At 34.9% G+C, this 12,885-nt stretch carries 15 protein-coding genes; 3 read left to right on the top strand and 12 right to left on the bottom strand.

All coding sequences use genetic code 11. From position 1 onward, the window contains the following. Window positions 1-170: 170 nt before the first annotated feature. The 4 genes from H7U22_RS02840 to H7U22_RS02825 are packed head-to-tail and all read right to left on the bottom strand — an operon-like array spanning window position 171 to window position 3,422. Entirely contained in the window at window positions 171-1,160 is a 990-nt protein-coding gene (locus H7U22_RS02840) for a YihY/virulence factor BrkB family protein (RefSeq protein ID WP_187069828.1), read from the bottom strand. 9 nt (window positions 1,161-1,169) lie between these two features. Then, window positions 1,170-1,577, bottom strand: coding sequence for an acyl-CoA thioesterase (locus H7U22_RS02835; RefSeq protein WP_187069827.1), 408 nt, complete (start codon window positions 1,575-1,577; stop codon window positions 1,170-1,172). Further along, window positions 1,577-2,632 (bottom strand): endolytic transglycosylase MltG, encoded by a 1,056-nt coding sequence (gene mltG / locus H7U22_RS02830; RefSeq protein ID WP_187069826.1) that lies wholly within the window; start codon window positions 2,630-2,632, stop codon window positions 1,577-1,579. The genes H7U22_RS02835 and mltG overlap by 1 nt, the downstream gene beginning before the upstream one ends. 16 nt (window positions 2,633-2,648) lie before the next feature. After that, on the bottom strand, window positions 2,649-3,422 hold the full coding sequence (locus tag H7U22_RS02825; RefSeq protein ID WP_187069825.1) for a PASTA domain-containing protein: 774 nt from the start codon (window positions 3,420-3,422) through the stop codon (window positions 2,649-2,651). A 232-nt stretch (window positions 3,423-3,654) separates the two neighbouring features. On the opposite strand from H7U22_RS02825, the gene H7U22_RS02820 reads away from it, so the two are divergent. The 3 genes from H7U22_RS02820 (at window position 3,655) to H7U22_RS02810 (ending at window position 5,736) form a co-directional block, all read left to right on the top strand. After that, complete coding sequence (locus H7U22_RS02820; protein ID WP_187069824.1) at window positions 3,655-4,641, top strand: D-alanine--D-alanine ligase; 987 nt, start codon at window positions 3,655-3,657, stop codon at window positions 4,639-4,641. Between the two features lie 13 nt (window positions 4,642-4,654). Next, window positions 4,655-5,236 (top strand): Crp/Fnr family transcriptional regulator, encoded by a 582-nt coding sequence (locus H7U22_RS02815; RefSeq protein ID WP_187069823.1) that lies wholly within the window; start codon window positions 4,655-4,657, stop codon window positions 5,234-5,236. 98 nt (window positions 5,237-5,334) lie between these two features. Beyond that, the gene (locus H7U22_RS02810) at window positions 5,335-5,736 is read left to right on the top strand and encodes a DUF983 domain-containing protein (protein ID WP_187069822.1); all 402 of its coding nucleotides are present in this window, start codon (window positions 5,335-5,337) and stop codon (window positions 5,734-5,736) included. On the opposite strand, the gene H7U22_RS02805 is transcribed toward H7U22_RS02810, so the two are convergent. The 8 genes from H7U22_RS02805 to H7U22_RS02770 form a co-directional block, all read right to left on the bottom strand. Beyond that, window positions 5,733-6,266 (bottom strand): CPBP family intramembrane glutamic endopeptidase, encoded by a 534-nt coding sequence (locus H7U22_RS02805; RefSeq protein ID WP_187069821.1) that lies wholly within the window; start codon window positions 6,264-6,266, stop codon window positions 5,733-5,735. The two genes, H7U22_RS02810 and H7U22_RS02805, sit on opposite strands and share 4 nt — an antisense overlap. A 243-nt stretch (window positions 6,267-6,509) precedes the next feature. After that, the gene (locus H7U22_RS02800) at window positions 6,510-7,031 is read right to left on the bottom strand and encodes a zinc ribbon domain-containing protein (protein WP_187069820.1); all 522 of its coding nucleotides are present in this window, start codon (window positions 7,029-7,031) and stop codon (window positions 6,510-6,512) included. A gap of 99 nt (window positions 7,032-7,130) precedes the next feature. Continuing rightward, window positions 7,131-7,655 carry a hypothetical protein gene (locus H7U22_RS02795; RefSeq protein WP_187069819.1) on the bottom strand — a complete coding sequence of 175 codons (525 nt, stop codon included), beginning with the start codon at window positions 7,653-7,655 and terminating at the stop codon, window positions 7,131-7,133. 185 nt (window positions 7,656-7,840) lie between these two features. Continuing rightward, entirely contained in the window at window positions 7,841-8,665 is an 825-nt protein-coding gene (locus H7U22_RS02790) for a copper homeostasis protein CutC (RefSeq protein WP_248284664.1), read from the bottom strand. A gap of 9 nt (window positions 8,666-8,674) precedes the next feature. After that, entirely contained in the window at window positions 8,675-9,541 is an 867-nt protein-coding gene (locus tag H7U22_RS02785) for a YegJ family protein (protein ID WP_187069818.1), read from the bottom strand. Between the two features lie 52 nt (window positions 9,542-9,593). Continuing rightward, window positions 9,594-10,628, bottom strand: a complete 1,035-nt coding sequence (locus H7U22_RS02780; protein ID WP_187069817.1) for a N(4)-(beta-N-acetylglucosaminyl)-L-asparaginase — start codon at window positions 10,626-10,628, stop codon at window positions 9,594-9,596. A gap of 54 nt (window positions 10,629-10,682) precedes the next feature. Continuing rightward, a complete protein-coding gene (locus H7U22_RS02775) occupies window positions 10,683-11,486 on the bottom strand; it encodes a nitrilase family protein (protein ID WP_187069816.1) in 804 nt (267 codons plus the stop codon). Window positions 11,487-11,504: 18 nt separating this feature from the next. After that, complete coding sequence (locus H7U22_RS02770; protein ID WP_187069815.1) at window positions 11,505-12,650, bottom strand: methionine aminotransferase; 1,146 nt, start codon at window positions 12,648-12,650, stop codon at window positions 11,505-11,507. Window positions 12,651-12,885: the final 235 nt, after the last annotated feature.

Below are 12,885 nucleotides of genomic sequence, written 5' to 3'. Positions count from 1 at the left end.
GGATTCGAACCCGCGGACCCTTTAACAAGTCAACAGTTTTCAAGACTGCCGCAATCGACCACTCTGCCAACTCTCCGCGACAAAAGTACAAATCCGATTCAAATCTGCAAACTGTGTTGACGATTTTTTTTAGAAAAGTTGATAATTGCTTAACACAGAGATAGAAAAAGTTATTTTTTCCTAATATTTTCCTCAATTGGAGCCGTTTTTTTGAACAAATTGAAGGTTGGACGGATGATTTTAACACTCCTTTTACTCACATCAACGCTTGCATTAAGCTCAAATCCGATTAAAAGAATTAGAGAGTTTAAGTAAAGCCAGATCATTATAACGATTAAAGTTCCAATTGATCCATAAACTTTATTGTATGAAGCGAAGTGATTAATGTAAAATGAAAATCCCCAGATGGTAATAAATGCCAAAATTGTAGCCAACCAAGAACCAGCACTAAAAAGCCTCCATTTTTTGGTATGCGATGGGCCATATCTATACAAAATTGAAATGGTGATAAAATACAAAGTAGCCAATAGCGCCCATCTTGTAAATTGGATGGCGTAAACGACAAGGCTATCTTTAATGTGAAGTTCGTTTTTTATATACGTTAATAGGATTTCTCCTAATGCCATTGCGCTGATGCAAATTATAATAGAAAAACAAATTACAGTTGTTAAAATTAAAGCGATGAAACGCTGTTTTAACCAGCCTCGGGTTTCTATTATTAGGGAAGATTTATTAAATGCTTTCATCAAGTTTTTAACCCCATTCGTAGCAAAGAAAATTGCAGAGAAAAATCCGAAGGAAAGTAAACGGCTATTTTGGTTTTTGATAATATCCTTTAAAGTGGTTTCAAAGGCATCATAAGCGTTATGAGGAAGTACAAGTTCAATTAAACTCAATAACTGATCTTGGAAGCCTTTAATTGGGATAAATGGAATTAAAGTGAATAAGAAGATAATGCCAGGGAAAATGGCCAGCATAAAGCTATAGGCTAATGATGAAGATTTGTTTACCAAAGAATCTTTACCGATTTCCTTGAAAAAGAAAGTAGCGACAGTGTAAAGCGGAAGAGGACTAAAACCAGGCAAAACGCAAAACTTCGTCCATTCAATAAATTTTGAATAGATTTTAAGTTTTAGGAGTTGCTTGTGTAACCATTCCATTTGTAGCTATTAATTAAAAAATACCGAAAGCTTTTCCATAAAGTTTTCAGGCGGAGTTGTAGGTTTGTTCTTTTTCATATCAACAAAAACAAGGGTGGTGGAGCCCAAGTTTATTAATTCTTCTTTCTCATTATATAACTCATATTCGAAAAAAATTCTAATTCCAGGTAGTTCCTTAATTATGGTTTTAACAGTAATTTCCTGATCATAAAGGGCAGGTTTAATGTATTTGCATTTGAGTTCTAACACAGGCATCATAATTCCATCGGCTTCCATAGAACTGTAACTCATGCCTAGGCTTCGCAACATTTCTACACGGCCAACTTCATAGTACTGAGCATAATTTCCATAATACATATAGCCCATTTGGTCTGTTTCACCATAACGAACCCTAATTTTTGTACTGTGGCTATACATTATTTAAAAATGTTTCTTTTGTTTAAAGCTTCGCGATATTTTTTTGCATTAATTTCATGTTGCTCTTTTGTAGCTGCGAAATTGTGGAATCCAGAAAAATCTTCCTTTGCGCACATATAAATGTAATCGTTCTTTTCACGGTTTAATACAGCATCAATAGCATTTATACTCGGCATCATGATAGGTCCAGGAGGCAAACCAGCATATTTATAAGTATTGTACAACGACTGAACTTGCAAAAGTTTGTTTGTTACCCGTTTAACCGTAAAATCATTATTGGCGAAAATTACTGTTGGATCAGCCTGCAACAAAGTTCCTCGGTTTAATCTGTTTAAATATAAGCCGGCAATAATTGGCATTTCTTTATCGTAAAGCGCTTCAGCATCAACAATAGAAGCCAATGTGTAAACCTGAGCTGGAGTTAAATTTAAAGCTGCCGCTTTTTGTTTGCGCTCTGCATTCCAGAATTTATCATATTCTTTATGCATGCGTTCAAAGAAATCAACAGGAGAAACATTCCAATACATTTCATAAGTATTCGGAATAAACATGGCATAAACATTATCTTGATTAAAACCATATTTGCTAATCAACGCAGTAGAATCCAAAACATTAATGAAGCTCAAAGAATCGGCTTCCAAATTACTCGCTAAGTAAGCAGCAAAATTTTCTTTTTTACGGATGTTCTGAAATTTCAGTTTTACAGGTTCTTGATTCCCAGCCTTAATCATGTTGATTAAAGTTCGATTTGTCATTCCTTTCTTTAAGCGATAACGACCAGGTTTTACGTTAGCAACAAGATTCATTTTTTCTGCTGCTGTGGTAAAAGAAGATACACTTCTAACAATGTCCTTTTTCTTTAAACCATCAATTAAAGTATCAAAATTACTTCCTGTTTTAATGTATAAATATTTTTGATTTTCGGTAACATTAGGGGCAAAATAAACCTTATATAGGTTTAGGGCAAAATAGCCAGCAATCAATATAACTACAACAGCAATGGTAAGGGTTACTTTTTTACCAGCACTCATGCTCTTTTTTTCTACTTCAGTCATTTTTGTATTCTACGTATTATGGTTGTTGTTTGTTAGATAGGGTAATGTTAATGTGCGTTCCTATGGAAACTTTTGTTAAGGAATCGACCAGCATTGGGTCTTGCTTGGTAATTATAGCATTCGCACTGTCGGTTATTGGGCCTTCGTAAATTATTGTTCCCAAAACTAAATTCGAGCCTTTTAAACTAAATTTGGCTTCATCCATGGTTAAACCTACCAATTGCGGAATATCTACTTCTTCACTTCCGCGACCATCGCCTAATATTAAATCAATTCTAGAACCGACAGGGATAATTTGCCCAGCTTTAATTGGCTGACCACCAAATGATGCCTGCAACACAACATCTCTACTCACATCAGGCTTATAAGTGGTATCTCCAAGTTTTAATCGCGAGCTCTCTATAATGGCCTGTGCTTCTCTTAAAGATTTAAACTCGATATCGGGGAATTTAGTATTCGGAGTTTTACCCGCATTAATGGTTAAATAGATTGTTCTATTGTCTTTAACGAAAGTATTTGGATCAGGATCTTGATCAATTACAATACCTGGGGGTTGATCCATAATGTAAACCGAATCTACTTCGTATTTTAATCCAGCTTCTTCCAATTTAATAACAGCTTGCTCAAATGTTAAGCCTTTAACCATTGGTACGTTTAATCCTTCGCCATGTTTGGTGTAATATCTCAAACTAAAAAAGGCAATTAATAAAAGCACAACTACGGTAATAATAGCGGCGAAAACGTTGTTTCTAAATGATCGGGTTTTTAAATAATCTATAAATTTAGACATGAATCTTAATTCTGGTGTTATGCGTACAAACTCAAATGTAATTAATTTAATTATTGAATAGGGAATGATTAAGGGCTTAAAAAACACTGTTCATTATTATTTAAAATAATAATCTCTATTACTTGTTTTTTAATTCAATAATCAAGCCATCAAAATTAAGGATTGCACAAAGATATTTATATTTTTGGGGATATATTTATAATCAAATTCTATTTAATAAAGGATTCTCCACATGAAGAAAACTATTGCATTGTTAACAGGCGGTACCACAGGCGAATGGGTTGTTTCAGTAAAAAGTGCGGCAACAATCGCTCAAAATATTGATGCCGATTTATACGACGTTTACAAAATTATGCTTAATGATAAAGGATGGTTTTACGAGCCTGCCGATTCTGTTAAAATAGAAATTGATAAAAACGATTTTTCTTTGATGATTGAAGGTCGCAAAATTAAATTTGATGGTGTTTTTATTGTGATTCATGGTTCGCCGGGAGAAGATGGGAAATTACAAGGCTATTTTGACATGCTCAATATTCCATACACCACTTGTAATGCATTAACATCGTCCATTACGATGAATAAAGGATATACAAAAGCGATTGTAGAGGGAATTGATAATTTATATACAGCAAAATCGGTTCAGATTTTTAAAGGTGGGAATCATAGTTTAAATAAAATTAAGCAAGATTTACGATTGCCTTATTTTGTAAAGCCAAATAGCGGTGGAAGTAGTATCGGAATGAGCAAAGTTAAACATGCTGATGATTTAGAAATTGGTATGGAAAAGGCTTTTAAAGAAGATGATCAGATCTTGATTGAAGAATTTGTGAGCGGAAGAGAATTTTCCATTGGTGTTTTTGGCGCCGAAGGAAAAGTTACCGTTCTCCCAACAACCGAAGTGATTCCTGCGAATGAATTTTTTGATTTCGAAGCAAAATATACACCTGGAGCAACTGAAGAAATTACACCTGGCCGCATGAATGATGAGGAACTGGTAAGGGTTCATCAAGTGGTTACTGATGTTTATAAAAAGTTAAATTGTAGGGGAGTAGTCCGCATTGATTATTTCTTGGAGCACGAAACTGGCAAATTCTTTTTTATCGAGATTAATACAATTCCTGGTCAAACGGCTACCAGTTTTATTCCACAGCAAGTTGCAGCCATGGGCTTAACGCTTAAAGAATTTTATTCACGTTTGATGAAAGAAACTTTAGGTTAAGCTACCATTAAACATGGATATTCAACAATTAATTGATCGTGGATTTGCAGTTAAAGAATATCCAAAAGATTCGATAATTTATGAACCTGCCGGAAAACCGAGATTTGTTTACTTTATTAAAAGTGGCGAAATAAGGATGGTTACGGTTAGCGATGAGGGCAAAGAATTTATTCAAGGCGTTTTTAAAACTGGTGAATATTTTGGAGAACCCGCAGTTTTAGTTAATCGACCTTATTTGGCTTATACCATTGCAAACAAAGATTCTCAGATTATTCCTGTTGCAAAAGCGGACTTTTTAAAACTACTGAAAGAAGATCCGAATTTTAGTATGGATCTGATTAAGGTTTTGAGCAATAGACTTTTTTATAAATCGATGATGTTGGAAGAATTGGCTAATGAGAAGGCCGAACATCGATTGCTTACGATAATCCACTATCTTTTTAATGATATCGAGGCTGGCTCTACCTTAGCGGTAACGCGACAGGAATTAGCGGATATGACAGGTTTGCGTGTTGAAACTGTAATTAGAGGTGTAAAGTTGCTTGCTGATAAGAAATTGATTGAATTAAAACGAGGCAAGATTGTCAAAATCTGATTCAAACTATTTCAGGAAGAAAAAGGTTTGATGATATGATGTAAGTCATGTTTTAGCATGTTACTAATATTTACATTTGCACCATCAAATAAAAAATTATGGCAGAGCTATCTAAATTTCAAGCTGTTTTACAATGTAAATGTCCCCGTTGCCGAAAAGGCGATATTTTTACTGGCAGTGCTTATGCTTTCCGATTGCAGAAGACAAACATAAACTGCCCTTACTGCAACCTTAAATTTGAGCGTGAACCAGGATTTTTCTATGTTGCCATGTTTGTAAGTTACGCCATGAATGTTGCAGAAATTATTACAATTGGGGTCGCGTCCTACATTTTAGGCTTGCCCTTAATTTACGAAAACCTTTGGTATTATGTTGGCTTAATCTTGGCTGGAGTTCTACTTTTATCGCCAATTAATTATCGCTACTCGAGAGTAATTCTATTACACTGGTTAACTCCAGGACTTGGTTATGTTCCAGGAAGTGGCGATAAAAAAAATTAGAAAATCATTTTATAAAGATCTTCTAAAGGGAAAAGATCCAAAAAACAAGCGGTTAGGTTAAAAAAGAAATGCACAAATACGCCATACCAAATTGTTTTGGTTTTGATTCTGAGATATCCTAAAAATAGCGCAAATGGAAGGAGCCAGAAAATGGACAAAAAGCTAAAGTGAATAATAAAAAATAATATGGAGGAGATATAAATTGCTTCTTTTTCATCTACAACGGTCAATAATTTCTGCATTAAATAACCTCTATAAGCAAGCTCTTCGAAAATTGCAGGGTATAAAGCCATTGAAGCAAACATTAAATAAGTTCCATATTTGTGAAACTCAAAAATTGAATAATAAGAAAGCTCTTTGTTTAAAATATCTCTATTTAAGTGATCAACGAGGAATGTAACGACTATCGAGGCTAGAATTGTAGCAATTATAAGTCCTGCTAGCTTTTGTAGAGAGAAACTTGGCCATTTAAGAATAACCTTATTCTCTGCCCAGCTGTAGCCAAAGAAAATAACGGCAGAAATTGCCATAACTCCATCAATAAAATATAGGAAAGATAGTGTGTGTTCTTTTACGAGAAAAACTGAGGCACAGCATAAAATTTCAACCAAAAAAAATAAGCCGACTTGTTGCAGATTCAGCCATTTTTTTTCGTGGAACTGCCCATCTATTATCACTTGTGATTGACCACAATTGGTACAAAATTTATTGCTTAATGGAATTTCCTGTTGACAGCTTTGACAAAGTTTAAATGAAAGATTTTCCTGATCCACTTAGTCTATATTAAGCTCTTTCTTCAACTTATCGGCATCTAGAACTGCTTTAATGCCCTTTATTAAATAACCTATAATAATTACTTTAAAAATTATCCCAGAGAATATCGTTAAGGGATTATCAATCGCATTTAAAATATGGATAATTAAATAGAGAGATAAACCTGAAATTAAGGCAGCTGTTGGTTTTGACCTACTTAAAAAACCAAGTGCTAAAAAAGCGACCACCAAAAATGTGTTTGCGATTAAAATTGAAGACCTATCTTCTTCGGCCACAGTGGCTAAAATAAAAAGAAACGACAATGCAGTTAGGCCAGCAATCCAAAAGAGGGAGTTTCCTGCTTTTCTAACAGCTTCATTCATTGATGATAAATCGATTTCTTTTACAGTTCTTTCCGAAATGAAAAAATCTTGTTGTTGTGGAGTACCTTGAAGTGGATATCCACAGCTGTTACAAAAAGAATCATTAGGTGCGTATGCTTTATAGCAAGCATTACAAAAGCTATGAGTAGGAATTTCCATGATGTGAGTGTTAAAATTTCTATAAATATAGAGTAGTAAAAAATCAAAGCAAAAAAAACGAGGAAATAATTTCCTCGTTTCCTAAATAAATTGATAATTCTATTTTTTCATAGGATGTTGAACGTACTCAGATAATCCTTCTACTTTTCCGTTTTTTAATTTGATATCGTTAAATAAACTAACGGTATCACTTTTTCCATCTTTTGTGGTGGATATTTGATGATACCAAAGACTAACCCATTCTTCACTTTTATCTTTACTAATTACTGATTCCATATCTTCCATTTGAATTTTAAAGCTTTTCATTTTGCCAAATTCCATTTGAATCTCTTTCAAAAACTGAGGCTTAGTTCCTTTAAATTTATAACCATCAAGCATAAACCAAACACTATCGGCTAAAACCTTGCTCATATTTGTCGTGTCTAGGTTTTCGAAGGTTTTAATTAGTGTTGTAGCCGCCATTAAGTTCTTGGTATCTGAGTTCATTTCCCAATTACTTACCTTTTTAAGCGTATAGGGATATTTAGTGGTATCCGCTTTTGCAGTATCAGTACCGCTGGATTCTTTACTTTGGCAAGCAGCAAAAAGCAAAGCAATTAACATTAGAGATGAGAATTTTTTCATAATAATTAATTTAGTTAAGTTGGTTTATTAAATATACTTAATTATCTGAATATTAAAAGATTGTGGTTTTTATAAAAAAAATCAGAACTGCAGAAGATTTGCTTCTAGCTTATAAAAATATCACTAGCGGGAATGAAAATCGAAATCTTGTGGAAGTCCTGTAAACCAAGAGACATGGATTGAGCTTATCTATTGTGATTAATTATTTTAACCAGGCTATTAACTTTTTCTGTTGAAGTTAGCTCATATTGATATTCGTCTTCAATATTACCCATTTTTGTATGAATATTTCTGAATTCCATTCTGCTTGTTACAAATTCTTTTGCTGAAGCATGAAACTCAGTTGCGCCTGTTTTATCAATCAAATCCTGTAAATTATTTTCGTTTATACCGGAACCAGGCATTACAGTAATCCTTCCTTTGGCTTGTAAAATTAACTTTGCTAAAGTATCAGCTCCTTGAATCGCAGATGAAGAACCACCAGAAGATAAAACACGAGCAATTCCCAATTCAATTAAATCTTCTAAAGATTTTTCTAAATTATTACTCATGTCGAAAGCCCGATGAAATGATACAGGCATTGGTTTAGCGAGCTCAATTAACTCAGCACATCGCTCTTTGTCAATACTTCCATCAGCTTTAAGTAATCCGATAACTATGCCATCACAATTTAATGATTTACAGATTTTTATGTCTTCTTTAATAAGATCAAATTCTAACTCAGAATATAAAAAATCTCCACCTCTAGGACGTATAATTGGCCATACTTGAATAGATAGATTTCTCTTGGCCAATGCAATTTGTGCATGGCTCGGTGTTGTTCCACCCTCAGCTAAATTATCACACAATTCTACGCGTTTAGCGCCACCTTCTTGAGCAGCCAAAGCAGATTCATAACCATTCGCACAGACTTCTAAGCCCAAACTTCCTAAAGAGTACTTTGAATTTCTATCAGTCATTTCAAGATTCATAAAACATTTATTTCTACCATCACTTCGTTTTCCAATCAAAGGCAAAGTTTAAACTGGTCCTAAAACTTTCCATCCATTTGCTGATTTGAAAGTATTGAGTTTTTGAACAGATTTACCGCCATCGGGAAACCAACAAACTTCAGTTATTACATAATGATTGTCATGAATCTTTTCTCTTTCAGGAAAGGCAGACTGAGTTCCAGAAAAATCAGGGAAGCCATGTTCCTCTATATTATTAATGAAAGAAAGCTTTAAAACTTCGGCTGTATTGTTGATTATTTCTTCATCAAAATCCATTTTCATGCTTGCAAGCATTACTTTCGCCTCCTCGTAAAAATCTTTACAATCAATTGCTGCATCAAGATTTTTATTGCTGTAAGCTGTTTCTATGGATAAAATGGCACCTTCAGGCGTGGTTAAATCTGCCTTAAAATGATCTACACCTTCATCAATATACAAACCGATGCTATTATCAAATGCTGGTTTTTCCTTTTCTGGAACCCCATATCTAATTGCTCGAATTGTGTAACCACCAATTAATCGCCCATTTTCAATTGTCATCCAATCAGAAATTAAATTTCTGTCAATTCCGATTTTTTGATTTAGCTTCACCGTAGATACATTTACTGGTTCATTTCCAATTGTACCATATAAATTCCCCTCTTCATCAAAATGTGGCTCAGTTAGCCAAATGTGTTCGCTGTTTTCACCATCTATTATGTGAACTTTAACAGAGAAGTAAACTTGATGTTCTTGTGGATTTGCAAGGTTTTCTTCAAAGTACCATAGTGTGAGTTTAGCCTTTTCAATCGCCCAATTCATGCGCTCGTCTTCGTTGGGTACATAAACCATATCTGGCTCACCCTGACGTTCTTCAACATTTTTTTTCCCAAAAATTTTAGATAGTAATCCCATTCTTTTTTTAATTAATTTTAGAAAATTTGATTTGGGATGATTCTTTGTCTAATTAATAGTAACTCTTTCCTTTAATTAAAAGGTCTTGTTTTTCGGCGTTGCAAACGGCATAACTAAAGCCTTGTTGAATGGCATAAGCGCCATATTCTCCATTTTTATTGATGGCGAGAAAACCCACTTGAATATTTTTTGCTGTTTCTGGTTTCTTCTTTATAATTCGCATTACCGCTTCTTTACAAGCAGCCTCAGGCGTAAAACCTTGGCGCATAAGCTCCACTACTAAAAAAGAACCTACATTTCTTACTACTTCTTCTCCAACACCAGTTGATGTTGCACCACCAATTTCATTATCAATATATAAACCTGCACCAATAATGGGACTATCGCCAATTCTTCCATGCAATTTATAAGCCATTCCGCTTGTAGTGCAAGCGCCAGAAATATTTCCTTTATCATCTATAGCCAACATCCCGATGGTATCGTGATTGTATTGGTTGCCAGGAAGTTTTTGAGGTGCTGCCTTTTCGTAAAGTTTATTTTCAACATTCATTACTGGAGCATACTTCGCAGTTTTAAGCCACTCTTTCCAAGCTTTTTCGCTGGCAGGGGTAAGGAGGTTTTCTTTTTTAAATCCCTGTTCCAGAGCAAATCGTAAGGCTCCATCTCCAGCAAGCATTACGTGTGGGGTCTTTTCCATCACCTTACGTGCTACAGAAATAGGGTGTTTAATATGCTCAAGTGCTAAAACAGCACCACAGTTCCCAAATTCATCCATTATACAGGCATCAAGTGTAACGTGGCCATCTCGATCTGGTAAACCACCGTAACCTACCGATTGATTTTTTTCATCTGCTTCGGGCACCCAAACGCCTTGCTCAACGGCATCTAACGCCCGTCCGCCTTTTGAAAGTACTTTCCAAGCATCGGCATTTGCCGCTATGCCGAAATCCCATGTAGAAATTACAATCGGAAAGTTTTTTGCTGTTTTAGGGTTTGTAGGTAAAACATCAGCCATGCTGGTTTTATCCAAAGCCAATAAGCCAGCCGAAAGGGCAGAGGCTTTAATAAATTTACGACGGTTAAACATTTTTAGACGAATTGCTTTAATCGATTATTTTGGTAAACTGAATATTTTAAATTGCTAACTAATCGTAAACTGGTCAGCATCTCGAAGGAAAGGGAATTGCCTTCTTATTTTTACCAGTTCTTCGTAGTTTATACTAAAAGTGTACAAATCTTCATCTTCTGGTTTATAATAAACTGTACTTCCGTAAGGATCTATACACATAGAATGACCGCTATGATAAACCTGATTGCCATCATGACCAACGCGATTAACGCCAATTACATAGCTTTGATTTTCAATGGCTCTAGCCGTAATAAGTGCTTTCCAATGAAGCGAACGTTTATCTGGCCAACTGGCAATAAGTAATAAAATATCGTACTCTTCATTTTGGTTTCTTAGCCAAACTGGAAAACGCAAATCATAACAAATGGCCAAACGTATTTTCCAGCCTTTAAGCTGTACAATCAACTTATCATGACCAGCAGTAAAGTTTTTATCTTCATCACCTAAACCAAATAAATGGTGCTTGTCATAATGTTGATGTTCACCATTGGGCTCCATCCAAATTAAACGGTTAAAATATTGATTGTTTTCCTTTATAACTAAACTTCCGGTAACGATGCAATTATATTGGTAGGCCATTTTTTGCATCCACTGCATGGTTTTTCCACCCATTTCTTCGGCCAAAGCTTCAGCGTTCATACTAAAACCACTGTTAAACATTTCTGGTAATACAATTAAATCCGTTTTCTCTCTAACACCCATAGAAAGGCGCAGGGCTAAATTTAAAAGGTTCTTTTCAATGTTTTCCCAAAAAAGATAAGCCTGAAAAACGGTAACTTTCAGGTTTTCTATTTGAGTATAAACAGGTGCTTCCATATGTTTTTGTTTGGGATGTTAAACATTTCTTAATTTTTCTGCAGCCAAAGCAAGTGTCGAATTTTCTTTAGCAAAACAGAACCTGATGATTTTGTGATCGGTACCTTTTTGGTAGAATGCCGAAACTGGGATGGTGGCTACTCCAAATTCTTTTAATAACCTAATACTGAAATTTTTATCGCTTTCATCACTGATTTTACTATAACTAGCGCACTGAAAATACGAGCCGTTACAAGGTAATAATTTAAACCGGCTATCCGCTAAAAGTGTTCTAAAGTAGTCTCGTTTCTGTTGAAAGAAATTGCCTATTCCTGTATAATTGTCTGGCTCTTTAATGTACGTCGCTATTGCTTGTTGCATTGCACTATTAACGCTAAAAACATTAAATTGGTGTACTTTCCTAAATTCAGCAGTTAATTTTTCTGGTGCCAAGCAATAACCCAACTTCCAGCCGGTGGCATGCAGAAGCTTCCCAAAAGAAGCTACAATAAAACTTCGCTCGCGTAATTCTGGGTAAAGCATAACGCTTTCATGCTTCTGTCCATCGTAAATTAAATGCTCATAAACTTCATCGCTTAAAATCAAAATATCCGTTCCATTTATCAGCTTAATCAAAGCCTGCATATCATCAGTAGATAAAATACTTCCGGTAGGATTTTGAGGAGAGTTTAAAATAATCATCCTTGTATTGGCTGTAAATAACTTTTTAACCATCTCCCAATCAATGCCGTAATCGGGTGGAGCCAGTTCGTAAGTTTTCACAATACCACCCAACAGTTTAATTGTTGGGGCATAACTATCATAAGCAGGTTCAAAAATAATTACTTCATCTCCATGATTAATAATTGTGGCCAAAGCCGTAAAAATAGCCTGTGTACCGCCAGCGGTAACTGTTATTTCAGTATCTGGATTATATTTTACCTGATAAAGTTTTTCTACTTTTTCGGCTATATTCTCTTTTAATAAATTAGAACCAGGCATTGGTGCGTACTGGTTAAAGCCATCTTTCATTGCCTTATTAACCAACTCAATTAGTTTCGGATCGCATGCATAATCGGGAAAACCTTGCGAAAGGTTAATTGCATTGTATTCTGTGGCGAGTTTAGACATTACCGAGAAAATGGTTGTGCTAACGCCGGGAAGTTTCGATTGTATATTCAACATCTATAAGCGAAAATAGGAAAAAAAGCTTGAAAGATTAAAGCATATCCCTTAATGCTTGATTCTAAGTTTAAATACTTAATTTATTTTTTGGAAAGCAATAGCAGTAAATAATAGGTTAATTACATTCCCGCCCTTTTTACAAATCCTCGCTCGAAGAAAAATCGAGCTTGCGGGTTTTTCAATCGGTCGGGTTTAAGTGGCAAAAAAATTAGCCATTGTTAAAGAATCAAAATGC

The sequence above is a fragment of the Pedobacter fastidiosus genome (assembly GCF_014306625.1).
In the GTDB taxonomy this organism is placed as follows: Bacteria; Bacteroidota; Bacteroidia; order Sphingobacteriales; family Sphingobacteriaceae; genus Pedobacter; species Pedobacter fastidiosus.
Note: the sequence above shows the minus strand (reverse complement) of the source record. Positions and strands in the feature narration are given on the sequence as shown.